Here is a 25,216-nt window from a genome sequence, read left to right on the forward strand (position 1 = left end):
GGACAAAAAAGAAATTGATGGCTTTTTCACTAGCTGGAGCTTTGGTGCTCAGTGCATCGCCGTTTACAGCACCAATCGCGGAAGCTGTCGGGAACGGGCCGGGCTACGGCGGCAATGAAACAATCAATACGTCCATTCTGCATACGTACGACGAAATGGTCGATTTCCTGAAAACGCAAGAAGCCAAGCAAAGCAATATGGAATTGGAAGTGATCGGCCAAAGTGTGAAGGGGCGCGATTTGTATTTGGTGAAATACATGTCCAATCCGGAAAACCCGACAATCCTCTTCCTGACGCAGCAGCACGGCAATGAGCAGCTGACAACAGAAGGGGCGCTCGAGTTCATCAAGCACATGGGGTCCGGCAAGATGAAAGGCGTAGCGGACAACGTCAATATCCTGATCGTGCCGATGCTGAATGCAGATGGAGCCATGGGGGATGTAGATTTTTCGCTGGAGGATTATGTGGCCAGCGGAGACCGGAACCTGACGCGCTATAACGCCCGTGAAGTGGATTTGAACCGCGACCATGTCAACAAGATTCAGCCTGAAACCCAGGCGCTCCATACGAATGTAATGGCGAAGTATGATATCGACTACATGATCGACCTGCATCACCAAGGCACCATGAGTGAACGGGACGGCGAGCTGGTATCAGGTTCTATCCTTTACCCGACGACACCGAATGTCGATCCGGATGTTTTATTGAAATCCAAGCAGCTTGGCGCCGTAGTTTTTGATGCTGTCGATTCGACAGGCTGGGGCCATATCGGTAAATACAACGGCGGCAACGCGGAAACGATCAGCCGCAATGGAATTGCCGTAGAATACGGCATTTCGACGTTGCTGTTTGAAATGCGCGGAATGTCCGACCATGAATACGAGCCATACGTACTTGGGCAGAAGAGCAACGGCTATTTGATCAAGCAGACGATTACGGCACTCGATGCTTCGGTGCGTGCCATTGCGGACGACTCCATCGAACAGGCTGATATCTCTTTCTGGGATACATTGGCCACTCAGACAACACGTCCTTCAGACGAATAAAAAGATAGTAAAGAACTAATTAGAAGAAAGCCCGAAACCGCAAGTTATGCGCGTTTCGGGCTTTTTTTCTTTTAGAGGAAAATGGAGAACAATCAACCAAAGCCGTTTTTATGTGTGTTCTTGCTGCGGCTGATTTCTACGATGCGGTCAGATGGATAGGTGAAAACGCCGGCAGGGGCACTTTGTGCAGCATTGTGCATCGCAGCTGCTACGCGCCTTGCGCTGACCGGTTTGTATTTCCGCAATTTGCCGACCATCAGTGGGCTGTACAGGGGACTAAGGAATGCCGCAAGCTTTTCGCCAAACCGGAATTCCTGCCGTTCGCCCATTAATAAAGAGGGTTGGAAAATATGGAGCGCGGACAACCCTGATCTCTTCAGCTGTTCTTCTATCTGCCCTTTAGTGCGGCTGTAGAAAATCCGGGAACCCGCATCGGCTCCGAGCGCCGATACGACAAGAAAACGTTCAGCCCCTTGTTCTTTTGCCAGCAAGGCAAGCTTTACCGGGTATTCGTAATCGACTTTCCTGAATGCCTCCTGTGAGCCGGCTTTTTTGATGGTAGTTCCGAGGCAGCAATAGACGTCGGTGGCGGAAAGGTGTTCCCGCCACTGCTCCAAGTGATCGAAATCGGCAAGGACCTGCTCCAGTTTCGGATGCCGGACGTCCATCGGCTTCCGGACCACAGCCTTTACACGGGCATAGTTGGGGCTTTCCAGCAGAATATGCAATAATTCGCTTCCGACCAATCCGCTGGCTCCTGCAATCAACGCTGTTTTTTCATTCACCATCATTCATCCGCCTTTCTATCCAACAGCCGATTTGCCATCTTTCCGGCTGCTGTGCCTATCGAACCTATTCTGATTATACTACTGACTATTTCTGTTTCCAGTGGATTCTAAACTTTTAGGAAAGGGAATAAAAGAGGCAAAGGCAAAAGAGGGAAGTGGTAGCTTATGGGAGAAGTATTGTTCATACTTTTGTATTCCACAATTATGTGGCTGGTCATTGAAATTGCAGTGGTTCTGTTTGTCTACACCGGACTCAACAAGCAAATCGCACGATATCAAGTCATTTCAATGTTGACGGCCACCGGTTTTACGACAGATGAGTCTTCCTTGATCATCGACCACCCGATCCGCCGGAAAATCAGTGCGGGCGTCATCCTGTTCGGATATTTCTCGCTTGCGGTCATGATTTCATCAATTGCTGCCCTTTTGTCCAATGATTTGCGCGTTAACTTGCTGGGGATGATCATTCTGGTGTTTTTCGCCATTCTGCTCGTTTTGCGCAACCGAAGAGTGACCGCTTTATTGACCGACAAATTCGAACATGATATGGACATGGAATACGATCTGGAAGATTGGCCCTTGAAGACGGCGTTGGGCCTGAAAGACAACGATATGGTGGCGATGCTTGAAATTGTGGAAGGGTCGGATTATGAAAATGCAGCATCCGAAAATCTGTTGATGCGGGATGACGATATCCATCTGCTTTTCATCAGACGGGGAAATGTGATCCTTCGGAAATCCTTGTTCCAAGTGAAGCTGCTGGCCGGGGACCGGGTCATGGTTTTCGGCGATGAAAAAACGATTAAAGAAAAGTTCGGGGACATGCTGACTGAAGATGCCCGCTGAAGAGGGCGAGCTTTGCCGCTATCAAATCCCTTTGCTTTTTGCGGAGACGGGGTACAATAAAAGAAAGGGTAGAAATGAAAGGGCGTATCGAATTGAAACCAGTAATTGTGGCTGAGAAGCCGAGCCAGGCAAAAGCATATGCAGAAGCCTTCAAGACAACCAAAAGGGACGGCTATATGGAAGTGGCGCCGGATCCGATTTTTCCGGAAGGCGCATTCATTACATGGGGCATTGGCCATTTGGTGGAATTGAAAGAACCGAAAGCCTATGACCCGAAGTGGGGCAAATGGAAGCTTGATGCGCTGCCGATCCTGCCGGAAGAATACCAATTCCAAGTGGCACGCGGCAAAGCGCAGCAATTCGGCGTCATCAAAAAGCTCATCAATGGGACCGATACCGTCATCAACGCATGCGATGTCGACCGCGAAGGTTCGAATATTTTCTACAGCATCTTTTATCAGACTGGCGCTAGAAATAAGAAAATCCAGCGGCTGTGGATCAACTCGCTCGAAGTGGACGAAGTTCGGAAAGGCTTCCAGCAGCTGCGCGACAATAAGCAAGACCTGCTGCTTTACCAGGAAGCGCGGGCGCGGCAGATCAGCGACTGGCTCGTCGGGATGAACGGCTCGCGCCTTTACTCGCTGCTTCTGCAGGAAAAAGGAATCCGTGAAGTGTTTGCCATCGGACGGGTCCAGACGCCGACGGTATTTTTGATTTACCAGCGCGAAAAAGAAATCGAGGCGTTCGTGCCGGAGCCTTTCTATGAAATTGAAGGGCTGTTCCAGGCGGAAAAAGGGCGCTATAAAGGAAAGGCGAAAATCAAAGCGAAAGAGCGGGCGGAAGCGGAGAAATTGCTTCAGAAACATAGCATCTCCGGAAAGGCGGAAGGGGTCGTCGCCGGATTGAAGACGGCTGAAAAACGCATGCCGCCGCCGCTGCTCCATTCCCTTTCGACGCTGCAAGCCGCTGCCAACCGCAAATGGAAGTACAGCCCGGCGAAGGTGCTGTCGGTGATGCAGGGGCTTTACGAGAAAAAGCTGGTCAGCTATCCGCGGACCGACGCCCAGCACATCACGCCTGCAGAGTTTGGCTACCTCGCGGGGCAAGTGGAGTCCTATCAGAAACTGATCGGCGCCGAATTTCCGGTTGCTTCCCGGACTCCGAAAAAGCGCTTTGTCGACAGCGCCAAAGTGCAGGAGCATTATGCGATCATTCCGACGAAATCGATTCCGACAGCACGGAAGCTGGAAGGCTTGGCTCGCGATGAGCGCAATTTATATGAAGAAATCCTCCGCACGACGCTTGCCATGTTCCACCGCGACTACCGCTATGCGGAAACGAAAGTGACAACTGAGGTCCAGGGGCTTGCGTTTTTCACGACCGGTAAAACCGATCTGGATATGGGATGGAAACAGCTGTTTCCGCCGGCGAAAGAAGTGAAGCAGGAACCGGCACTCCCAGAGCTGCGGGAACAGGAGCCGGTCAAAGCCGAGGTCGGCATAAAGGAAGGCATGACCACGCCGCCGAAGCCCTACACCGAAGGGCAGTTGATCGCCATGATGAAAACCTGCGGGAAACTGGTTGAGGATGCAGAAGAAACCGAGATCCTCAAAGAAATCGAAGGGCTTGGAACGGAAGCCACGCGAAGCGGCATCATTGAAACGATCAAGCGCCATGAGTACATCAAAGTGACCAAAAACATTGTTTCGATTACGGAAAAAGGGCGGATCCTGTGCCAGTCAATCGAAGGGAATCTGCTCTCGAGCCCTTCGATGACCGCGAAATGGGAAACATATCTCAAGAAAATCGGCAAAGGAGAAGGGTCGCCTGAAGTGTTTCTTTCAACTATAGGGAAATTTATCCAGAAACTTCTGGATGAAGTGCCTGCCCAGATGAAGCAGAACGGGCTGCCGGAACAATTGGCGGCACCGGAAGGCAAGGACGAAATCGCCTTGTGCCCGCGCTGCAAAAAAGGCATGATTGTTTTCCAGAAAGGATTCTACAACTGCACCGAATACGCAAATGGCTGCAAGCAGTCATTTCCGGCCACGTTCTTGAAAAAACGCCTCACCGCAAAACAGGTGGAATATTTGTGCACCAGAGGCAAGACGCCTGTCATCAAAGGGTTCGTTTCTAAAAACGGCAAGAAGTTCAACGCAAAATTGGTTCTGGAAGACGGAAAGCTGAAAATGGAATTTTGATTCCTGCCTGATTCGGGTATACAAAGGCTAACCTCTATTTGGAAGGATGAGTTGCAATGGAAACAATCACGATATTTGTCAAAGAAGCGATTTCCGAAAAGCCGATCCAGGAACTGGAAGCTATCGTTTCAACGATAGAAGGCGTAGAGCGGGCATTGGTGGATACGGGCGATGGAGAAGTCAAAATCACTTTCGACACCAAGCGATTGTCGAAAGAGGAGATTTTCAAGAAAATCCGGGAAGACGGTTTCCATATTGTGGATGATTCCGGGCAGTGAATCCCTTTACGCGGGAATAGAAGTAAGGTAAGATGGATATACCCGGAAAACAATAGCGTTTCCGATTTGGAAGAGCAAGCTGAATGAAACAATCGAAGAACATCCGGCATCCACCGTTTGGGGCCTTTTAAAAGCGAATAATTTGGTGATATGTTTCAGACAGTAGAGCTGTAGACAAAGCCGAAAAGAATCTCCTTGATTCTTTTCGGCTTTTTTTTGATTTTTACGGAGGGAGAAGGGTTTCATGCAATTTTTCATCGATCATAAATACAGACGGATCCATCAAAGGCAGTTTGCAGGCGACCGATGCGGTTTTGTTGAAACTCCTGTAGAAGAAAGGGAATTCACCGATTCGGAAGATTATATCGGACAACTGGAAAACGGGGAGCTTTACGAAGTTTGTCCGCATTGCCAGTCAGCACCAACGGTCATCAGATAAGGAGCTGAATCGGGATGGAACAGGCAAAAAGGACAGCGGAGCGGATTGCCCTGCTTATGGGCGCTGAAATCGAAGAAACGTCCGGCAGGTACCAACTGAAGAAAAGCCGGACGCTTGAAATCGATATGCAGGGTGCCGTGTTTAAATGTGTACTGGATCTGGATATTTATTTTGAAGAGCTGGCGGAAGATGGAACCGCGTTCAACAAAGCGGAAATCCTGCTGCTGCCGAAGGAATGCAAGACGTTCCTGATCGCCTTGATCCAGTACGGCATCCCGCTGCCGCCTGTTTACCGCCAGTGGCAAGTCGCCAATCCGAATATTGTTGCCCTTTACCTGGAAGCGGTAGAGCCGCCGGAGCATTTCGCAGGACGGCTGGCGGAAGCATTCCAGGCGATTGAAAATTAAAAGCACATAAAAAAACACACCGCCATGGTGAGTTTTTTTATGTGCACAGAAATATGGAGAACGATGTATTTTGGCAGAAGGAGCAGATGGTATATGCCGAAAGAAAGAATGATTGAAAAAGAAGTGGGAAGCTATATTTCTACGCTGCTGCGTGATTATTTCGGGAAAGGCCCTTCCTCGGTTTACGTGACTGCAAATCCCCCCTATATTACCATCCAGCTGCGGGGCTTTCTGGCTCCTACAGAGAAATTCCTCTTAAGACAGAAAGAAATCAGGCGGATTCTGGAAACCCGGGATTTGCTGATGAAAGATCTGAAAGAACAGATTGCCGGGGAACTGAGTGGCATCGGGGAATTCAGTGTAGGCGATATGTACACCGATTGGAATCTGGAAGAGCAGACCGGATTGATCCTTGCAGTCCTTGAAAATGGGATGGACGGCACAGAAAGCGGTTGGCCAAAACCCATCGATGATGCGGGATTCCGTGAAACCATCAGCAGATTCAGCGAAAAAGCGCAAAAAATCCCGGAGAAGGTGGAAGCGTTCTGGCTCAATAACCGGACCCTCCTTGTTAAGCGTTCAGGAATATTCATACATATTGAAAAGGAATTGATTGAGGCGGGCTTTGACGATGAGCTGAAGCTGGTTAAACGTCCGATGGAACGCAGAATGCTGATGGAAATCAATTGGCGGCCGGTCATTGGACGCAGCGTCCAGGAAGTGTATATGGATTGGAACATCCTGGAAGACTACGGTTATATCATCCTCATACTTGATCCGGAAGAGAAATGACCGGCCGAACAGGCGCGGTTTCGAGCGCTGCGGAACAGGGTACTTTCAAACTACAAGGAAGCTGAGTGGGGGATGAAAGAACCAGCAGAAGGAGGATGTCCATGATCGCCAGCCCTCAAGGTGCGAATGCCTACTCGAATTTCCGGAACCGGCTGGTCTACATCAAACGCAACTTCTGGTCCGGTTTTTTGTTCGGGATCGGGTTGGCTGCTTTTATTGATGAAGTAGTTTTTCACCAATTGCTCCAATGGCATCATTTTTATGACCGTTCGACTCTAAGCGCCGCCTTGGTTTCGGATGGGCTGTTCCATGCGTTCGGTTGGTTTGCGACGGTTGCCTCGCTGTTTCTGTTCGCCAGTTTGCGCAGAAGAAATGCCCTTTGGCCGAAAAGGTGGGCAGGAGCAGTTTTATTCGGAGCAGGTATTTTCCAGCTGTATGATGGCATTGTCCAACACAAGCTGCTGAAGCTTCATCAAATCCGGTATAACGTGGACATTCTGCCTTATGACATTGTCTGGAATGCGATTGCAGCAGCAATGATCATCGCAGGGACCATCCTGCTGCTGCAGACGCGGCGGGAAATATGGAACAAGAAGAAAGACGAAAAGCTGAACTCTAAACCGGATTACCGGAAATAGGGTTCAGCTTTTGGTTTAGGCGGATAAAATTCTAAAAGGTGCAGTTGCATCATTCGTATTTTCCTTTGAGCGGCACAAAGCGCACAAAATTGATGACGGATGTACTGATCCTGCCACCTTCGCCCTTTTTGATCAATTTCAGTTCCTGCAAAGACGGCGTGCCGACCGGAATCAGCATTTTCCCGCCCTCCTTCAGTTGGGCAACCAGCTCATCGGGAACGGCTGCGGCTGCGGCCGTGACCATGATCCGGTCATAAGGAGCGTGCTCTTCCCAGCCGAAGCTGCCGTCATCGAGCTTGAAATGGATATTGGTGAAGCCGGCGGCTGCCAACCGTTCTTTCGCGCGCACATGCAGCCCTTCAATACGTTCGACCGTATAGACTTCTTTTGTGAACTTAGCCAATAAGGCGGTCTGGAAGCCGGATCCGGTGCCGATTTCAAGCACTTTCGAATCGGGCTGCAAATCGAGCGCAAGCGTCATTTCCAGTACCAGGGACGGCTGAGAGATCGTTTGGCCAAAGCCGATGGGAACGGCTTCATCCAAGCCGGCCAGGTCTTTGTGGCTGTCCATAAAGGAGCGGCGGTCCAATTCACGGAAATAGGCAGTGATTTCTTTTTTGCGGTTTTCCATGTGCCTCACTCACTTTCATCAGTGGAATATGGAACTTCCGGTTCTCCAAAGATTCAGCGTCGGAATGCGTTTGTTTCCATTACTGCGATTTTCTTGACAGGGCGATGGAACTGGCCAAGCGGTCGATTACCGGTACCGTGCTTGTCCGGGTATTCTGAGTCAACATGGTGAAGACCAGCCATTCCCCGTCCCGTGTCTTGGCATAGCCGGATAATGCACTGACCCGGTCAAGGCTTCCGGTTTTGGCCAGCACATTGCCTTTGACTCCAGTATCGGCCAGGCGCTTCCGAAGGGAGCCGCCAACCATCCGTTCGCTCGCACCGGACACCGGCATGCCTTTTAGGAGGCTGCTGTACCAAGGTTCCGAACGGACATGCAGCAGCAGTTTGTTCAGCTCGGCAGCGGTCGTCTTGTTGGCATGGGACATGCCGGATGCATCTTCAAACTTCCATTTGGCCATATCCAACCCCACAGAAGCGCCGTATTCCCGCATAACACCGATGCCTGACTTCCAGCTTCCGTCCCCATACTTTACTTTACCCATTTCTTTGGCTAATATTTCTGCATGCGTGTTATTGCTCAATTTTAAAAATGGAATCATCAACTGCTCCAGGGTCATCGACTGTTTGGCCAATAACACCCGGGCGCTTGAAGGTGCTTTTCCGGAAACGGTCCGGGAAGTGGACACAAAGGTTATGCCTTTTTCTTTCAACGACCGCTTGAACACATCAAGCGCATACGCAGTCGGATTGGAAACGGCAATCCATTCTTTTGTTCCTGCATTGCCGATCGGGGCGTTGCCGGTGATGTAGACTTTCTTCGTCCCGTATTGGCGTTCGATTTTCAACGTGTTGCGTGTCCCTTTGGCAGTCGTCTTGGATTTATTGATGAATTGGAATATGCCGGTGGCAGGCGCCAATGAAACAGCGGCCGGTTTTCCGAGGGCGGAAGCTTTGGCGTGCACAATGACGGAACCCGCGTCATAATCGGTATTTGGCGACAGAGTCAAAGCCGAGATCTGGGCGGCGTAGTAATAGGACTCGTCTTCTTTGGAAATGCCTGGAGACAGGCGGTCGGCATCAAACCAGGTGTCATCTCCGATCAGATGGCCAGAAATGCGCTTGACACCGCGCTTGGCGAGGACCGATGCAAATGCATCAAGGTCTTTTTCCAAAAGCGTGGGGTCGCCCTTGCCTTTGAGGTACAAATTGCCGGAAAGCGTGCCGCTGGAAACTTGGCCGTTGGTCAGAACTTCTGTCTTGAAACGGTGGTTCTTCCCAAGGGTCTCCAAGGCCGCGGCAGCGGTCAGGATCTTTAATGTCGAAGCAGGTGTGACGGCCTGGTCCGGATTTTTCCCGAAAACTTTTGTACCTGTGGCCGCGTTTTGGATGCTCACGCTGTGCACCGAGCCGGCTAAGCGGCTGTCGGCCATGATCGAACCGGCAGAGCCTTGCAAGGTGCGGTAAGGAGAAGCGGCTTCAACAGAGATGGATGATAAAGCGGTACCGCTGAAGAAAACGGAGAAAGCGACAACACCGGCTATCATTTTTTGCTGGATTTTCATATAAACCTCCTGGTTTTTTATAAGATATTTCCATATTATCATCTTTTTATTAATAAATACTGGAATTTTTAAATATAATTTGCAATAAATACATCATCGGTATATCACATTATTAGAGGAGGGCAAGTATGGCTAAAACAATTGAGGCTATTGAAAAAAAGCTGCTCGCAAGACGCCGCCTGGAAACGGCAACATTCGGGATGGGCTGTTTCTGGGGACCGGAAGCACGGTTCGGCAGTTTGCCCGGAGTGTTGCGCACACGCGTCGGCTACGCAGGAGGGACCTTGCCCAATCCGACGTACCGGAAAATGGGCGATCACACAGAAACCCTGCAGATTGATTTCGATCCCGCAGTCCTTTCTTATGAGGAGGTGCTGCGCCATTTTTGGCGCAACCATTATCCGAATCGGGACCAGTACAAGGGGCGGCAATACATTTCGCTGCTGCGGGTTCATGGAGCGGAACAGGCAAGTGCGGCTGCCAGGGTGAAGGAAGAAATGGAAGAGGTGCTCGGCGAAACCATCGAAACGGAGATTGCACCTTTCACGAGCTTCACACTGGCAGAAGCGCGCCATCAGAAATATTATTTGAAGCGCTATCCCAAGACGCTCGAGCAGCTGGGCAGCCATTACCCCGAAGGTCGGGGGCTTGAAGACTCAACGTTTGCCGCCAGATTGAACGGCTTTGTCAAAGGGTACGGCAATCGGGAGAACTTAAAAGAGGAAATCGGGGCTTGGCCGGTCGAGGAAGAAGACCGGCAGTGGCTTATAGCGCAATTGATGAAGTTGAAATGGTGAGCGTGAGAAACCGGGAATGGGGTAAATGTATAGCAAAGAGGCTTCTGCCGATGCAGCCGGAAACGGAAATCCGGATAGTTTTTGTTAATTTGCCCAGTAGGAGGAACCTGTAATGGACTTTCTGCCGCAGGATTATGTGATGATTGTTGCCCGGCTGCTGCTTGCAGCGGCCCTGAGCGGCCTTATTGGTATGGAAAGGGAATCGAAGCAGCAGCCGGCTGGGCTTCGGACCCATCTTCTAGTCGGCACCGGGGCTTGTCTGATGATGATTTTATCGGTAACGGGATTTGACGCTTTTCTGTCAGAAAGCAGCGACGTTGTGAGATTCGATCCCTCCCGCATTCCTTCCTATGTCATCAGCGGCATCGGTTTTCTCGGCGCTGGCACAATCCTCGTGCACCGTGGTTCGGTCCACGGGCTGACAACTGCCGCATCGATCTGGGTGGCTGCCGGCATCGGACTTGTCGCAGGAATCGGAATGTATTTTGTAGCGGTTTTGGCGACAGCGATTGTTCTGATTACATTGTATATTTTAGAAAAAATCGAAAAAAAATATTTGCCGAGCCATAACCGCAAAGCGATTATCATTATTGCAGAAGACCGGGACAATACATTAGCAGAACTTCAGCGCTTGTTCAGTGAAGTTGGGGTCGAGATCATGGATCTCCATATCGAAGGCGTCGAACCATACAGCAGCCGCCGTTTGTCGGAATATACCTTTGTAATTCATGAAAGTGCATTGGATAAGGAAATGGAATTGCTGAAAAAGCTCCAGCAGCACGATGCGGTCTACAATTTGAAAATCTAAGCTTAAGCGCAGTTTTTAAAACTGCGCTTGAGCTTGTAGACAAAAGAATAATTTTTCAATTATACGAATAAAGCTAATGGAAGCTGTGTTGGATCCTCCACTTCAGGCGGACGCTTTCCGCGGGCTCGCGCCGAACTAACAAAGAACTTGTGCTCCTGCGCAAGCTCGTCGCAAATACTTGCCCTCGCAAGCTTCGGTCAAGCATTGACTGGCGTCCGAGTGGATTTCGGCACTTCGCTATCCCGCAGGAAAGCCAATGACCGAAGAGAGTTCGGTCATTGGCTTTGCGACGAAGTGCGCAGCACTGCAACGGTTTTTCATGTCCCGAAGCTAGCGCAGCGATGCAGGGACAGGAGCACAATGTTTGTACTCGCCGCCTTCCGCTGCGGATCCTGAAGCCAGCGGCTTGTTCCCAGCAGGCCAAAGCAGGATTAGTATTCTTATCTCCTCTATCAGATACAGATGACGCTCCCGACCGGGCTTATGCATCTCTATTCATTTAAATTAGACTTTGTCTACAGTCTGAAGCGCAGTTTTGAAACTGCGCTTTTTTATATTGACGGAAAAAACTAGTTGTTATACTATATATATAACAAGTGTTCTACTTTAAGTAGAACAAAGGGGGTTAGGAATGTATATCGAAATCGAGCCAGCCTCTGCCGTTCCGATTTATCTGCAATTGGCCCAGCAAGTCATAGAAGGGGTGGCTAGCGGAAAGCTGTCACCTGGCGCACCCTTGCCTTCAGTGCGGGCTTTTGCGGCTGATCTGGGCATGAATATGCATACCGTCAACAAAGCCTATCATTACTTGGAAGAGAAGAAAATGATAGAAATCGTGCCGAAAAAGGGCGTTTTCATCCACCCGGAAGGCATTCGGGAGGCGACAAAAGAAGAACGGGAGCGGCTTCTTCAAGAACTGCGGCCGATTCTGGCAGAAGCGATTTGCCGGAAGCTCAGCAAAGAGGAATTGGCTGAACTGACAGGGAAATTAATCGAGGAGATCAAGGAGGGGACAAAATGACCGTTTATCTGATGGCAGGAACGCTGCTGCTGTTGGTGCTGATCCAAGCATGGGTTCCGTATTTTGTAAGGACGACGGAAGTTTTCGGCATCTATGTGCCGGAGCCGTATTCACAGGACGCCATGCTTTTGAAAATGAAAAAAAGGTACGCTATTGTCATCGGAATAGCAGGCAGTGCTGCCGTTCTTGGCTATTTGGCTGCATTCAGCAGAAGCAGTGTACCGGAAGAAGCGGCGGCCCTCTGGGGCATCGGCCTGCAATTCGGGCTGCTCCTATTCAGCATGGCCCTGTACCTGTCAAACCATTTCAAAGTAAAGGAAGAAAAGCGCCTCCGCCAATGGACTGCCGGCAAAAAGGAAAAAGTCGTAGTCGATCTCGATTTCCGCAAGGATTTGCAGATGGTATCAGGAATCGCTTTTTTGCTGCCTATGGTCATTACGGGCGGACTCATTTTTTACACATGGATCAATTACGCTTCTTTGCCCCTTCAAATACCTGTCCACTGGGGGCCGGGAGGGGAGCCGGACCGTTTTACAGAAAAAAGCATCTTCACTGGTCTATCGTTGCCGCTCGTCCTGCTGGTGATGCAGGTCATGTTTTATTCCTTCAATCGCAGCATAAAAGGGAGCGGGGCTAAAATCAGGGCAAGCAGCAGGAAGCGCTCCAGGGAGCGGGAACTGGTTTCGCGCAAATACGGCAGCTTGCTGCTCTTTATCGTTTCCATTTCCTCGACCCTGCTGCTCGCCTGTCTGCAATTGTCCATCATCCATCAGGAGATGGGCAGCGCTTTATGGATCATGGGCGCCTCCGTGAGTTTCCTGATCCTCGTTCTCGGCGCGGTGGCCGTTTACGCTGTCAAAGTCGTGAAAAGCGGAGCGGGCGTTGAAGAGGTCCCGGCAGACCCGGGCATTATGGACGCAAATGATGACCGGGTTTGGAAAGCGGGCATCTTCTATTTCAACAGGGAAGATCCGTCATTGATGGTGGAAAAGCGTTTCGGCATCGGGTGGACGATCAATTTCGGTAATCCAAGGAGCTGGCTGCTTCTGCTGCTGCCGTTGGCTATCCTGTTTGGCATCGCGTTTGCAATATGACTTTTGAAAAAGGGGGATGGAGACATGTCAGGAATGGGTGAAACCGATTTGGTGTTATTGCTGCTTCCGATCTTATTGATTCAATTTGCGCTGATGGTTTTCGCATTGGTGGACCTTGTGAAAAATCCAAATCCGAATGGGCCGAAATGGATGTGGGCCGCAGTGATTGTGCTGCTCAATATTATCGGGCCAATCATTTATTTAGTAGTGGGGAGGCGGAATTATTGACCATGCTCATCGCAGAAAACCTGACCAAACGTTATGGCTCGGAAATTGCTGTTGGGGGTGTATCGTTCAGGCTTGAAGAAGGCACTTCAACGGCGTTGATCGGCCCGAATGGCGCGGGCAAGACGACGACCCTGTCGATGCTGGCAGGATTGCTGAAGCCCACTGCCGGGACCGTCGATTGGGAAGCGAAGTCGGGCATCGGCTTCCTGCCGCAGCAGCCCCGCTTTTTTCCTTGGCTGACGGCACTTGAATTCATGGAGATGGCCGCAAAAATCAGCGGCGTCGGCGCAAAAGAAGCGCGCAGGCAATCGGAAAAGACGCTCGAATTCGTTGGCCTTGGCACCGCGATGCATAAGAAGGCCGGTGCATTTTCCGGCGGCATGAAGCAGCGGCTCGGCCTGGCACAGGCCATTGTCCATCAGCCGAAATTGCTGCTGTTGGATGAACCGGTTTCAGCGCTTGATCCGACAGGGCGCAGGGAAATTATGGATTTGCTGAAGACACTCCAGCAACAGACCACAATCCTTTATTCGACCCATATCTTGAATGATGCTGAAGAAATGACCGATCAATTGCTGTTCATGCAGGCCGGCAAATTGGTGGAGCAAGGATCGTTGGCTGAAGTGAAACAGCGGCACGCCGAGCCGAGCATCCGAATCCGCTTCAAGGATGCCCGGGAAGCGGCGGCCTTCCTCGAGGAAAACCGCTGGAAAGCCCAGGCGGCAGGCGCGTCGGTCATTGTGCCGGACGGCACCGGCAGCCCGGGCATGGAGGAAATTCTGGGGACGCTTGTTCCGCGCGCTGCCGCCGTAGTCGGCGTAGAGCGCCAGTCCGCAACATTGGAAGAAATATTCCTGAAGGTGGTGGGAGCAAAATGAACCAGTTCGGCGTCTTGTTCCACAAAGAATGGCGTGAACATCTGCGGAATTTCAAACTGTTCTGGATTCCGGCGGTGTTTATCCTGTTCGGTATCTTAGAACCCGTCACCAACTATTTCCTTCCGCAGCTGCTGGATTCAGTCGGCAACCTTCCGGATGGTGCCGTCATCCAGATTCCGGAGCCTGAACCGGAACAGATTCTCATGGCAGTGCTCGGGCAGTATCAGTTCGTGGGGATGCTTGTGCTCGTCCTGGCGTTTATGGGGGCCATCGCAGGCGAACGGAAAAGCGGGACGGCAACGCTCCTGTATGTCCGGCCATTGTCTTTCCGTTCCTATTTTATGAGCAAATGGGTAATGGCGGGATTGGTCGGACTGGTAAGCGTATGGGCCGGGTTGCTTTCGGCTTATTACTATATAATGCTGTTGTTCGAAAGCGTGGGTTTCACTGATTTCCTTCAGTTTGCGACGACCTACAGCGTGTGGATCCTGCTGGTGGTATCAATTGTGCTGGCTGCGAGCGCCGCCTTGCCGAACGCTGGGATGGCAGCAGCGGCTTCACTGGGGGTGATTTTCCTGCTTCAGATCACCGACGGACTGCTGGGCGCATACTGGACGGTTTCTCCTGTGAAATTGCCGGTATATGCCGCCGCCTGGCTGGATGCGGGCCCGGATCCTTCCGACTTCTGGTGGTCGCTCGGCATTGCGGTTTTGCTGATTGTGCTGATAACGGCACTGGGCATCTGGATGTCCCGCAAAAATGCCGCCAAGGCGAATGTATAGCAATTGAAGAAATACCGGATCCTCCACTTTAGGCGGACGCTTTCCGCGGGCTCGCGCCGAACTAACTCGGACTGGCGTCCGAGTGGATTTCGGCACTTCGCTATCCCGCAGGAAATCTAATGACCGAAGAGAGTTCGGTCATTGGCTTTGCGACGAAGTGCGCAGCACTGCAACGGTTTTTCATGTCCCGAAGCTAGCGCAGCGATGCAGGGACAGGAGCACAATGTTTGCACTCGCCGCCTTCCGTTGCGGATCCTGAAGCCAGCGGCTTGTTCCTGGTAGATTAAAGCAGGATTAGCGTCCCAACCTTATCCTTTTGATACAAGTGACGCGCCCGACCGGGCTTATACAACTTGATTCATTATAAGTAGATATTGTCTAGAGTCTGAACTGCAGCTTTCCGGCTGCAGTTTTTTTACGTTCGTTTCGGCTGTTCGGCAGCACGGATTTTTGAGAAGGGTTCTGTTAAACTGATGAAAAGGAGTCGGTCTGTGTGATTCACCACATCGAAATCAATGTCAAGAGCCTGCAGAGATCCAGGGAGTTCTACAGCATGCTGCTCCCCGATCTCGGATATAAACTCTATCAGGAATGGCCGGAGGGGTTCAGTTTCAAAAACGGATCCTCCTACATCGTTTTTGTACAGACCGAAAAACCATACCTGCATCTTCCGTATCACCGGAAAGCATCCGGCTTGAACCACTTGGCTTTTTGGGCGGATTCACGGAGCGAAGTGGACCGGCTGGCCGGGAAAATGCGCTTGTCGGGTGCCCCGATGCTGTATGAGGACCGTTATCCTTTTGCGGGCGGCCCCGATCATTATGCTGTCTTTCTGGAAGATCCGGACCGTTTGAAAATCGAAATTGCTGCAGGAGAAGGAGTGGAGGCAGATGGCTGAACCAAATTCCGCGCGCTTCATCATCGCATTCAATAAAATCGAGAAAGCCTTGAAGGAAATCATCGCTTCAAAAGATTATGTGACCTTTTTCAGGTCGATCGAACTGGCAAAAAAGAAAAATGCGACCGTCAGAAAATATGAAGATGACCTTCGGGAATTCGCTGATCTTCGAAATGCCATCGTCCACCACAGGACGTCAACAGAGTATGTAATTGCCGAACCGCATATGGAAATTGTAGAATTGATAGAGCAGATAGAGGAACTTTTGTCGAGGCCGGTTACAGTCGGCACGATGTTTGCAAGGACAGTCCATGTATTTGATGCGGAAGACAGCCTTGCAAAAGTCTTGCGTATCGTCAGGGGACATACTTTTACGCAATGGCCGGTTTATGAAAACGGCGTTTTTTCCGGATTGATTACAGGCGGTGGAATTGCCCGTTGGCTGGTCGAAACACAGGACGAAAAAGTCATTTCCCGGGAAATAACCCGTATGCGGGATATATTGAAACATGAAAAAGATGGCAGAAACCACCGGTTTATCGCTTCTGCTACATCCGTTTACGAGGCGGAAGAGATTTTTAAGCAATCGGTGATGGAAGGCGGCGGGCTAGAAGCGCTGCTGATCACCCAGAACGGGAAAAAAGAAGAGAAATTGACGGGGATTATTACTCCGATTGATTTGATCAAGATTGAATAGAGGTATGGATATATGAAGAAATGGATCATCCTGCTGCTCTTAGCAGCAGCTATTTGGGGATTTTGGTGGGGAAATAACAATTGGCTTCAGACGACGGAATATACATTGGCTTCTACTGAACTGCCGGCGGCTTTTGACGGAAAGCGGATCGTCCAGGTATCCGATTTGCACAATGCCGAATTTGGGAAAGGGCAGGAAAGGCTCATCCAAAAAGTGGAAGCGGCCGAACCTGATGCCATTTTCCTGACGGGAGATTTGATCGACAGTGACCGATATGACCTGGAAACCAGCTTGATCCTGGTCCGGGAGCTGGTGAAAATGAGCGATGTCTATTTTGTGATCGGCAACCACGAAGTAGCATCCAACCAGATCGAAGAAATTGTGGAAGCCCTGGAAGCGCTCGGCGTCATTGTGCTGATGAACGAAGCGGCGGATTGGGAACTGGAAGGGGAGACGGTCCAGATTGCAGGCATCAATGATCCGCTCTATGAGGTGGAGCTGGCAGAAGAAGATGCGACCCGGGAGGCTTTTTCAGAAGCCGGCTTTTCGGACGACTTCACTTTGCTGTTGGCACACCGTCCCGAAATGATTGCCATTTATGCTGAAAACAACATCGATATGGTGTTCTCGGGACATGCCCACGGCGGACAGCTCCGGTTGCCGGGCCTCGGCGGTTTGATCGCACCGGGGCAAGGCTGGTTCCCGACCATGACAGAAGGCATTTTCGAAAGAGGCAGCACCCAGCTTGTGCTCAGCCGCGGAATCGGGAACAGCGGCTTCCCGCTGCGGCTGTTCAACCGGCCGGAAGTGGTGGCAGTGACGCTGGAAAGAGGATAAGCGCGACAAGAACGAATGGAAAAGAGGTCGTTGGTGTTGATAAAGAAAAAAGAAGTTACCTTGCACCGCTATTCTTCAAAAGTGGCGGTGAAATATGATCTTCCTTCAGATCAGCTGGAGTTTACCCGTTTGCCGCAGGAAATCATGGAGCGGGATGCGGAAGATCCCGAGAAGCATTTTGTCATCATCAAAGCCCGCGGCATGGACGCCGGTTTTTTTGAGCTTGATGAATCGGATGACCGGAAACGGTATTCCGACAATCCAAAGGCCTTGCTGCTGCGCGGCTACTCGGTCAACCCCGACTTTCAGGGGCGCGGAATTGCGACAGGCTCCATTTATGTATTGCCGGAATTCATCCGGAAAGAATTCCCCGGATTCAATGAAGTGGTGCTTGGCGTGAATGCCCGCAACATTCCGGCGCAGCATATCTACCAGCGTGCCGGCTTCGAAGACACCGGCAGAAGAGTGATGCGGCCGAAAGGCGAACAGATTGTCATGAGCTTAAGAGTGGAAGCCGGTAATCCAAACGGCTGAAGCTCTTTTTTTGTTCCAGTCAGCCGAAGTACAGGTGCTTATGGAGGGTGCAGCCGGGATTGAACGGAGCGCTGCAGGCAGGGCAACTGGAATGGCAATCCAAATATTCCGCCACTGTGAGTTCATGGCCGCATGAGCCGCAAAGCACCGCTTTCTCATCGAACCGCTCTTTCGGCCATACTTCGGAGCTGCCGCAACCTGTTGCCTGGTGGCATTCAAAACAAGGATAATAAATGCCGCAGCAATAGAATTTGATGGCGATCCGGTCAATTTCGGAATGGTAATGGGCACAGCGTGTCTCCGGGTCGACATCGATCCCTTTCACTTCTTGCGTATGGGCCATATGCTGGACCTCCTTCTGTTGAGCTATAAAATTTGCAAGTTTCCTTGATTTTTATGCTACTATGAAAAGGACAAATAATCGAATCAAATTCTTCGGGGCAAGGTGAAATTCCTTACCGGCGGTGAGCAGGCGACTGCAAGTCCGTGACCCGTTCCAGGAAAATGCGAAGCATATAGTCCTCCAGCGCTTGTCGGGGCTGACATATGCGCCTGCGCTTTTCTTGTCTAGCTCCGGCGCATAGCCCCTCGAGGTCGCTTCGGCCTTGTTGTCCACGGCAAAAAAACCCCGTGGCCCTCAAGTCCTCCAGCGCTTGTCGGGGCTGACATATGCGCCTGCGCTTTTCCTGGACCGGTGGAGCTGGTGAAATTCCGGCACCGACAGTGAAAGTCTGGATGGGAGAAGAATTTGAGGGCTTGTTTTGTCGCACCTTTTTTATCCCGCAGCAGCCTGCATTTTTCCGGTCCCTCGGAAGAATGTTTTATTCGGCGTGCCAATTTTGCGGATAAATCCAAACCCCTATCTATATCCTTTCCTTGCCACCCGACTGCCCCTTGGTGGAAAGAACTCAAAAGATTGCCTACAATTTCATACGGTTTTCAAGCCGGCAATACAGGGCTGTCCAGCTCTTTAGGAGGAGTGTGATCCAATGTTTACCGGAATTGTAGAGGAAGTCGGACGTGTTTCAGCATTGCGGGCAAAGCCCCAAGCAATGGAGCTGACCATTTCCTGCTCGCTGATTCTGGAGGACGTCAAACGGGGAGACAGCATCTCCATCAACGGCGTTTGTCTTACAGTCTCTACTTTTACAAAAGATACTTTTACTGTGGATGTCATTCCGGAGACGGTCAAATCTTCGACGATGGCAAGCCTTAAAAGCGGTTCCCGGGTCAACCTGGAACGCGCCATGCCTGCCAACGGCCGATTTGGCGGCCATTTTGTCAGCGGCCATATCGACGGCGTCGGCGTCATCCGTTCGGTCAAGAAAGAAGCGAATGCGGTGACCAAGACGATCGAGGTCGAACCGCGGCTGATGAAGTACATGATGCTGAAAGGTTCGGTTGCCGTTGACGGCACTTCGCTTACAATCTTCGCCCTTGGCACAAACAGCATCACGATTTCGCTGATTCCGACGACGCAGGAAGATTCGCTGTTGGGCGCGAAAGGCATCGGCGACAAAGTGAATATCGAATGCGATATGCTGGCTAAATACACCGAGCGCATCCAGACGGCAGAACCGGCAATGACCCGCAGCTGGCTTGCGGAAAACGGATTTTAATGGAGGCGGAAAAGATGTTCTATACAGTCGAAGAAGCTGTCCGTGATTTGAAGGACGGAAAAGCGATCATTGTCATCGACGATGAAAATCGGGAAAATGAAGGGGATTTTATTGCGTTGGCGGAATTCGCCACGCCTGAAATCGTCAATTTGATGGCGACGGAAGGGCGCGGATTGATCTGCGTCCCGGTCGAGGAGGAAATCGCCAAACGCCTGAAAATCGGTTTGATGACCGATACCAATACAGACGAATACGGCACCGCCTTCACCATCAGCATCGACCACCGGGAAACGACGACCGGCATCAGCGCTTATGAGCGTTCGCATACCATCACCAGCATGCTCCTTCCGGAAGCCAAGGCATCGGATTTCAAACGGCCGGGCCATATTTTCCCGCTGATTGCCAAAAAAGGCGGCGTCCTGCGCCGTGCGGGGCATACGGAAGCGGCGGTGGACTTGGCGAAGCTCGCCGGTTCTCCGCCTGCCGGCGTCATTTGCGAAATCATGAACCCCGACGGGACGATGGCGCGGGTGGATGATTTGCAGGAAGTGGCGAAGCGCCTCGGCATGGGGATTCTTACCATCCAGGACCTGATCGCCTACAAGCAGAAGAACGAGAAGCTGATCAAGCGGGAAGTGGAAGTTTCCTTGCCGACGGAATATGGCGATTTCCGTGCGGTCGGCTATACGGAAATCCTGACAGGACAGGATCATGTCGCACTGGTCAAAGGTGAAATCGATCCGGAAAATCCAGTGCTTGTAAGGGTCCATTCAGAATGCCTGACCGGGGATGTGTTTGGTTCGCATAAATGCGACTGCGGCCCGCAGCTTCATGCAGCGCTGCAGCAAATCAACGAAGCGGGCTCTGGCGTGCTGTTGTATATGCGCCAGGAAGGCCGTGGCATCGGGCTGATCAACAAGCTGAAGGCCTATGAGCTGCAGGAGCAGGGCTATGATACGGTCGAAGCCAACCAGAAACTCGGATTTGCCGATGATCTCCGTGATTACGGCATTGGCGCGCAGATCTTGCGCGACCTCGGCATCCGCAAGATGAAGCTGTTGACCAACAATCCGCGCAAAATCGCCGGCATCGGCGGCTACGGGCTGGAAGTGGTGGAACGGCTGCAAATTGAAATGCCGACCACCAAAGACAATGAAACCTATATGAAAACCAAAAAATCGAAACTCGGCCATTTGCTGAATTTCTAAAGGGGACTGAAATATGACAACTCATTTTGAAGGATACTTAAACGGTGAAGGGCTGCGCATCGGCATTGTTGTCGGGCGCTTCAACGAATTCATCACCAGCAAATTACTTAGCGGCGCAGAAGATGCCTTGAAACGGCATGGCGTAAAACCTGAAGACGTCGGGATTGCCTGGGTTCCGGGCGCTTTTGAAATTCCGCTCGTTGCCAAAAAAATGGCGGTAAGCGGCAATTATGATGCCGTCATCACACTCGGTACGGTCATTCGCGGAGCCACTCCGCATTTCGACTATGTCTGCAGCGAAGTGGCTAAAGGCGTATCCCGTGCAAGCGACCAGTCGGACATCCCGGTTATCTTCGGGGTGCTGACGACGGATTCGATTGAACAGGCGATTGAACGCGCCGGAACCAAAGCCGGGAACAAAGGCTGGGAATCGGCTGCCGGTGCGATTGAAATGGCAAACTTGATGAAGAAATTGTAATCACCGGCTCCGGGGCGCATGCTCCGGAGTTTTTTTGTTGTTGGAATATGTTAAAAGCCTGCGGAAAAGGGAATAGGAAGGTATATCAACAGTACTGGAAACTGACGGATTTTTCAATTAGCTTTATAATGGATATAGTACTGTGGCAACAGCCGCATAAGAGAGAATTTGAGGTGGAAAGATTGGAGAAAGTGGTTTACCTGGTGCGCCATTGCCGGGCTTCGGGACAGCAGCCCGAAGCGGAACTTACGGAAGAAGGTAAAAAGCAGGCGCAAGGCCTTGCCGATTTTTTCAAAGGAAAAGGCGTTATACATATTGTTTCAAGCCCGTATACCCGGGCCGTTCAGTCGATTGCACCGGCCGCCGAGCATTTGGGCCTTCCGGTCGAAACCGACGCACGGCTGGTGGAGAGGGTGCTTAGCACAGAAGATTTGCCGGACTGGATGGAACATCTGGAACGGTCTTTTAGCGATTCGGATAAAAAACTGCCGGGCGGTGAATCGGGCAGGGAAGCGGCGGAAAGAGGGCTGGAAGTGCTCCGTAGCGCACCGGCTCAAAGCATTTTGGTGACCCACGGCAACTTGATGGCGCTTTTGCTGAACCATTTCGAGCCCGATTTCGGCTTTGAAGGGTGGAAAGCTTTAGCGAATCCGGATATCTTTGAAGTCCGTTGGACAGAAAGTGAACGCACGATAAAAAGAGTGATGGACTAAGCGCTGGGAGAAAAACAGAAAATCCGAAGTGTCCCTTGGCGGGGATGAAGGCAAAGGAGGTGGGCCGGATGTTCAAAAATAAAGCTTTTCCCTATATCGCAATCTTTTTTCTGCTGCTGGCCAAAGTCAGCGCGTTCCGCTTATTGATTTTTGATGCGAAGTCATTCTGGCACATCGCTTTCGTCGAATTCCCGGTCTGGGCCTTGCTGTTGGCGGCTGCCCTGCTGATGTTCAAGAAGCGCAAATGGCTTGTTGTATGGACTTACAGCCTGCTCGTGTCCGGCGTTTTTTTCGCCGTGACGCTGTATAGCCGGTATTACTCGACCATTCCGTCCTATTACGATTTGCGGCAGACGACTCAGTCGAGTACTGTCGGAACGACCATTCTGCTGCTAATCCACCCGCTTGATTTCCTGTTCTTCTTGGACTTGGCGGCGCTGTGGGTGCTGCGTCGCAAATGGGGCAAGCTCCCGAAACTGGGAAGTTTGAAATATGCAGCGGCTGCATTGGCTGCAGTCAGCATGATCACGACCGTTTATGCAATCAATAAGCCGATTGTCGATATCTCCTACTTTGCGAAAGAAAACGGCTACGCGCAGTCGCAGCTCGTGCAGATGTACAACGAAGCGACTGAAACCGCCCATGCTTCTTCAACAGAACTGACGCCGAAAAAGCTGGAAGCTCTGAAAGGCAATATTTATGTGCCTGAAAACGAGCATGAAACTTTTGGGCTCGCAAAGGGACGCCATCTGTTCATGGTCCAAGTGGAATCGATGCAGAATTTTGTGATCGGAAAATCGGTAGACGGCCAGGAAGTGACGCCAAATATCAATGCGCTGCTTGGGGAAAGCGCTTATTTTTCGAATGTATTCCAACAGATCGGCGCCGGCACAACTTCGGATGCGGAATGGATCACCAATACCGGTTTGTATGCGGAAGGCATGGCGCCGACGGTGAATGATTTGAACGGCAAACCGGTCCCTTCGCTTGCACGCGCCCTAAAGGAAGAAGGGTATGGGTCTGCAACCTATCATGCGGATGAAATCACGTTCTGGAACCGGGATGTCCTTTATCCGGTCCTTGGATTTGACGAAACCTTCTCTATTGAGGAAATCCCTGAAATCGAAGAAGTCGGATTCGGACCGTCGGACGAAGTGCTGATCGATTTCGCGCTGGGCGAACTGCCGCGCCAGCTTGATACGTATGGGAAGGTTTATGAGAACATTGTCATGATGACCAGCCACACCCCATTCGTTCTCCCGGAAGAGATGCAATACCTGAAACTGCCGGAAGAATACGAAGGGACGCATGTTGGCCATTACCTGCAGTCGATCCGTTATGCAGACGAACAAGTCGGCAAGCTGATTGCCGAATTGAAAGCGCAGGGGCTCTATGACAAGTCGCTTGTCGTCATATTCGGCGACCATTCGGGCATCCACGGTTCGCCGCTTGCCGAAGAAGATGCGGTGCTGTTGGAGGATTTCCTGGGGCATCCATATTCGATGAAAGAACGCTTGACCGTGCCTCTCGTGATGACCGGCGGCGATTTGTTCGAAGGAACCGAAATGAGCCGGCTCGGCGGCCAAGTGGACATCATGCCGACGGTGCTCGCCCTGCTCGGGGTGGAACCGGATGCGCCGATGATCGGCCATAATCTATTCCAGTACAAGAAGAATCTTCTTGGCATGCGCTACTACATGCCAGGCGGATCGTTCGCCCAGTCGGAGCAATTGTACAAGGCGCCTGGGGCGAAATTGCCGGGATTGCTTCTGGATATGGAAACAATGGAAAAGCGCGGCAAGAACAGTGCTACGAAAAAGCATATCCGCAATGCACAGGAAATCTTGAAATACAACGACACACTGCTCAAGCCGTATATCAGCGAATAAAAAATTCACGGCACCGGGCAGACTGTGTATAATTTTGTATAAAGAGAACAAAAGGGGGATAAAAAATGGTAAGGAACTTTGAAGATGAAGTGAACAAGGTAATGGATTCAATGTTTGAGAACGAGATGAAAAAAGTGAACGATATGCTCGATCAGGAATTGTTGATTTCCTTGATCGGCGAAGTGAACGCCGGAAAATCCTCGACGATCAACAAGATCATCGGCAAAGACATCGCCAGCACCAACCCGATGCCCGGTGAAACCGTCAGTGTCGATCCGTATAACCTCCAAGGCCTGGAGAACATCAAATTCATGGACACGCCCGGCCTGAACGATCCGAACGACGAAAATCCGAAAAAGACTTTGGAGTTCGTCCAGAACTCTGACGTTGTGTTGTTCTTTCTGAACGCTGCAGGGACCGTGTTTTCTGAAAGCGAAAAAGAAAAGTTCACATCGATCGAAAAACAGAACAAGGACATCCTCATCGTGCTGAATAAAATCGATGCAGCGGAAGGCATTCCGTCGATCATCCAATTTGTCAAAAACCATACCGGCAATAAATACAAAGTGATTCCGATTTCGTCAAAAACCGGCGAAAACCTGGAGAATCTGAAAAAGGAAATCCTTTTTTTGCTCGAAAAGAAAGGTAAGGACCTGCTTTTCGCCAAGAGCATGAAAGAAAAATCGGCTGCGGCAAACCGTTGGATCATCGGCTCCGGCGTTTCGGCCGGCGTCATCGGCGCCTCCCCGATTCCCGGGTCCGATGTCATTCCACTGACTTCGCTTCAAGTGGGGCTGATCATCAAGCTGTCGAAGCTTTACGATAAACCGCTCAGCAAAAAAGCGGCAAGAGACATGATCGTCATTACCGCAACGCAGACAATCGGCCACACCATTTACCGCCAGGCCCTTAAGTTCATTCCGGGTGCAGGCTCCGTGATCGGCGGAACGGTCGCTTCCGCAATGACCTTGGCGCTCGGCTACGGCGTGAAATACGCTTACGAGAACAATATTGACATCGATTACGATATGATCGGCGATTTGTTTGAAAAATACAAGACGCGTGAGAAAAAAGCGTAAGCGGAACGGCTCCCCGAGCTATAAGA

29 protein-coding genes are annotated in these 25,216 nt (G+C 51.1%); 25 read left to right on the forward strand and 4 right to left on the reverse strand.

What is annotated here, in order from left to right; all coding sequences use genetic code 11:
- Positions 1-17 precede the first annotated feature (17 nt).
- Positions 18-1,046, forward strand: coding sequence for a M14 family zinc carboxypeptidase (locus ACFSDB_RS01860; RefSeq protein WP_204891692.1), 1,029 nt, complete (start codon positions 18-20; stop codon positions 1,044-1,046).
- Positions 1,047-1,138: 92 nt separating this feature from the next.
- Here the strand turns inward: ACFSDB_RS01860 and ACFSDB_RS01865 are convergent, their stop codons facing one another.
- Positions 1,139-1,834 carry an oxidoreductase gene (locus ACFSDB_RS01865; protein ID WP_377338925.1) on the reverse strand — a complete coding sequence of 232 codons (696 nt, stop codon included), beginning with the start codon at positions 1,832-1,834 and terminating at the stop codon, positions 1,139-1,141.
- A 165-nt stretch (positions 1,835-1,999) separates the two neighbouring features.
- On the opposite strand from ACFSDB_RS01865, the gene ACFSDB_RS01870 reads away from it, so the two are divergent.
- The 7 genes from ACFSDB_RS01870 to ACFSDB_RS01900 all read left to right on the forward strand — a co-directional run bounded on the left by ACFSDB_RS01870 (position 2,000) and on the right by ACFSDB_RS01900 (position 7,435).
- Positions 2,000-2,680, forward strand: a complete 681-nt coding sequence (locus tag ACFSDB_RS01870; protein ID WP_204891341.1) for a hypothetical protein — start codon at positions 2,000-2,002, stop codon at positions 2,678-2,680.
- Positions 2,681-2,772: 92 nt separating this feature from the next.
- Positions 2,773-4,881, forward strand: coding sequence for a type IA DNA topoisomerase (locus ACFSDB_RS01875; protein WP_204891340.1), 2,109 nt, complete (start codon positions 2,773-2,775; stop codon positions 4,879-4,881).
- A 56-nt stretch (positions 4,882-4,937) separates the two neighbouring features.
- Positions 4,938-5,159, forward strand: coding sequence for a hypothetical protein (locus tag ACFSDB_RS01880; protein ID WP_204891339.1), 222 nt, complete (start codon positions 4,938-4,940; stop codon positions 5,157-5,159).
- 244 nt (positions 5,160-5,403) lie between these two features.
- Complete coding sequence (locus tag ACFSDB_RS01885; protein ID WP_204891338.1) at positions 5,404-5,598, forward strand: hypothetical protein; 195 nt, start codon at positions 5,404-5,406, stop codon at positions 5,596-5,598.
- Between the two features lie 14 nt (positions 5,599-5,612).
- On the forward strand, positions 5,613-6,005 hold the full coding sequence (locus tag ACFSDB_RS01890; RefSeq protein ID WP_204891337.1) for a DUF1259 domain-containing protein: 393 nt from the start codon (positions 5,613-5,615) through the stop codon (positions 6,003-6,005).
- Positions 6,006-6,098: 93 nt separating this feature from the next.
- The gene (locus ACFSDB_RS01895; RefSeq protein WP_204891336.1) at positions 6,099-6,797 is read left to right on the forward strand and encodes a Na-translocating system protein MpsC family protein; all 699 of its coding nucleotides are present in this window, start codon (positions 6,099-6,101) and stop codon (positions 6,795-6,797) included.
- A 101-nt stretch (positions 6,798-6,898) separates the two neighbouring features.
- On the forward strand, positions 6,899-7,435 hold the full coding sequence (locus tag ACFSDB_RS01900) for a DUF2243 domain-containing protein (protein ID WP_204891335.1): 537 nt from the start codon (positions 6,899-6,901) through the stop codon (positions 7,433-7,435).
- A gap of 49 nt (positions 7,436-7,484) precedes the next feature.
- Here the strand turns inward: ACFSDB_RS01900 and ACFSDB_RS01905 are convergent, their stop codons facing one another.
- The gene (locus tag ACFSDB_RS01905; RefSeq protein ID WP_204891334.1) at positions 7,485-8,066 is read right to left on the reverse strand and encodes a protein-L-isoaspartate(D-aspartate) O-methyltransferase; all 582 of its coding nucleotides are present in this window, start codon (positions 8,064-8,066) and stop codon (positions 7,485-7,487) included.
- Between the two features lie 79 nt (positions 8,067-8,145).
- Complete coding sequence (gene dacB, locus ACFSDB_RS01910) at positions 8,146-9,630, reverse strand: D-alanyl-D-alanine carboxypeptidase/D-alanyl-D-alanine endopeptidase (RefSeq protein ID WP_204891333.1); 1,485 nt, start codon at positions 9,628-9,630, stop codon at positions 8,146-8,148.
- A gap of 128 nt (positions 9,631-9,758) precedes the next feature.
- Here dacB and msrA point away from each other — a divergent pair, with 128 nt between their 5' ends.
- The 11 genes from msrA (at position 9,759) to ACFSDB_RS01965 (ending at position 18,204) form a co-directional block, all read left to right on the forward strand.
- Entirely contained in the window at positions 9,759-10,427 is a 669-nt protein-coding gene (gene msrA / locus ACFSDB_RS01915) for a peptide-methionine (S)-S-oxide reductase MsrA (RefSeq protein ID WP_204891332.1), read from the forward strand.
- Between the two features lie 112 nt (positions 10,428-10,539).
- Complete coding sequence (locus ACFSDB_RS01920) at positions 10,540-11,235, forward strand: MgtC/SapB family protein (RefSeq protein WP_204891331.1); 696 nt, start codon at positions 10,540-10,542, stop codon at positions 11,233-11,235.
- Between the two features lie 631 nt (positions 11,236-11,866).
- Positions 11,867-12,256 carry a GntR family transcriptional regulator gene (locus tag ACFSDB_RS01925; RefSeq protein ID WP_204891330.1) on the forward strand — a complete coding sequence of 130 codons (390 nt, stop codon included), beginning with the start codon at positions 11,867-11,869 and terminating at the stop codon, positions 12,254-12,256.
- Positions 12,253-13,350, forward strand: coding sequence for a DUF1648 domain-containing protein (locus ACFSDB_RS01930; protein WP_204891329.1), 1,098 nt, complete (start codon positions 12,253-12,255; stop codon positions 13,348-13,350). Before ACFSDB_RS01925 ends, ACFSDB_RS01930 begins: the two co-directional genes overlap by 4 nt.
- A gap of 33 nt (positions 13,351-13,383) precedes the next feature.
- The gene (locus ACFSDB_RS01935) at positions 13,384-13,578 is read left to right on the forward strand and encodes a PLD nuclease N-terminal domain-containing protein (RefSeq protein WP_204891690.1); all 195 of its coding nucleotides are present in this window, start codon (positions 13,384-13,386) and stop codon (positions 13,576-13,578) included.
- A gap of 2 nt (positions 13,579-13,580) precedes the next feature.
- Positions 13,581-14,456 (forward strand): ABC transporter ATP-binding protein, encoded by an 876-nt coding sequence (locus ACFSDB_RS01940; RefSeq protein WP_204891689.1) that lies wholly within the window; start codon positions 13,581-13,583, stop codon positions 14,454-14,456.
- Entirely contained in the window at positions 14,453-15,238 is a 786-nt protein-coding gene (locus tag ACFSDB_RS01945; protein WP_204891328.1) for an ABC transporter permease, read from the forward strand. Before ACFSDB_RS01940 ends, ACFSDB_RS01945 begins: the two co-directional genes overlap by 4 nt.
- A gap of 493 nt (positions 15,239-15,731) precedes the next feature.
- Positions 15,732-16,136 carry a VOC family protein gene (locus ACFSDB_RS01950; protein WP_204891327.1) on the forward strand — a complete coding sequence of 135 codons (405 nt, stop codon included), beginning with the start codon at positions 15,732-15,734 and terminating at the stop codon, positions 16,134-16,136.
- Positions 16,129-16,833, forward strand: coding sequence for a CBS domain-containing protein (locus ACFSDB_RS01955; protein WP_204891326.1), 705 nt, complete (start codon positions 16,129-16,131; stop codon positions 16,831-16,833). The genes ACFSDB_RS01950 and ACFSDB_RS01955 overlap by 8 nt, the downstream gene beginning before the upstream one ends.
- Positions 16,834-16,845: 12 nt before the next feature.
- A complete protein-coding gene (locus ACFSDB_RS01960; RefSeq protein ID WP_204891325.1) occupies positions 16,846-17,670 on the forward strand; it encodes a metallophosphoesterase in 825 nt (274 codons plus the stop codon).
- Positions 17,671-17,706: 36 nt separating this feature from the next.
- Positions 17,707-18,204: a GNAT family N-acetyltransferase gene (locus ACFSDB_RS01965; protein WP_204891324.1), complete on the forward strand. Its 498-nt coding sequence runs from the start codon at positions 17,707-17,709 to the stop codon at positions 18,202-18,204.
- A 19-nt stretch (positions 18,205-18,223) separates the two neighbouring features.
- On the opposite strand, the gene ACFSDB_RS01970 is transcribed toward ACFSDB_RS01965, so the two are convergent.
- Positions 18,224-18,547 (reverse strand): CHY zinc finger protein, encoded by a 324-nt coding sequence (locus ACFSDB_RS01970; protein WP_204891323.1) that lies wholly within the window; start codon positions 18,545-18,547, stop codon positions 18,224-18,226.
- A 646-nt stretch (positions 18,548-19,193) separates the two neighbouring features.
- Here ACFSDB_RS01970 and ribE point away from each other — a divergent pair.
- The 6 genes from ribE to ACFSDB_RS02000 all read left to right on the forward strand — a co-directional run bounded on the left by ribE (position 19,194) and on the right by ACFSDB_RS02000 (position 25,190).
- A complete protein-coding gene (ribE, locus tag ACFSDB_RS01975; RefSeq protein ID WP_204891322.1) occupies positions 19,194-19,823 on the forward strand; it encodes a riboflavin synthase in 630 nt (209 codons plus the stop codon).
- A gap of 14 nt (positions 19,824-19,837) precedes the next feature.
- A complete protein-coding gene (locus ACFSDB_RS01980) occupies positions 19,838-21,031 on the forward strand; it encodes a bifunctional 3,4-dihydroxy-2-butanone-4-phosphate synthase/GTP cyclohydrolase II (RefSeq protein WP_204891321.1) in 1,194 nt (397 codons plus the stop codon).
- A 13-nt stretch (positions 21,032-21,044) separates the two neighbouring features.
- Positions 21,045-21,509, forward strand: a complete 465-nt coding sequence (ribH, locus tag ACFSDB_RS01985) for a 6,7-dimethyl-8-ribityllumazine synthase (RefSeq protein ID WP_204891320.1) — start codon at positions 21,045-21,047, stop codon at positions 21,507-21,509.
- 191 nt (positions 21,510-21,700) lie between these two features.
- A complete protein-coding gene (locus ACFSDB_RS01990; protein ID WP_377339005.1) occupies positions 21,701-22,222 on the forward strand; it encodes a histidine phosphatase family protein in 522 nt (173 codons plus the stop codon).
- A gap of 68 nt (positions 22,223-22,290) precedes the next feature.
- A complete protein-coding gene (locus ACFSDB_RS01995) occupies positions 22,291-24,111 on the forward strand; it encodes an LTA synthase family protein (RefSeq protein ID WP_204891318.1) in 1,821 nt (606 codons plus the stop codon).
- A gap of 65 nt (positions 24,112-24,176) precedes the next feature.
- The gene (locus tag ACFSDB_RS02000) at positions 24,177-25,190 is read left to right on the forward strand and encodes a GTPase (protein WP_204891317.1); all 1,014 of its coding nucleotides are present in this window, start codon (positions 24,177-24,179) and stop codon (positions 25,188-25,190) included.
- Positions 25,191-25,216 lie beyond the last annotated feature (26 nt).

The sequence above is a fragment of the Planococcus chinensis genome, assembly GCF_042681545.1.
In the GTDB taxonomy this organism is placed as follows: domain Bacteria; phylum Bacillota; class Bacilli; order Bacillales_A; family Planococcaceae; genus Planococcus; species Planococcus chinensis.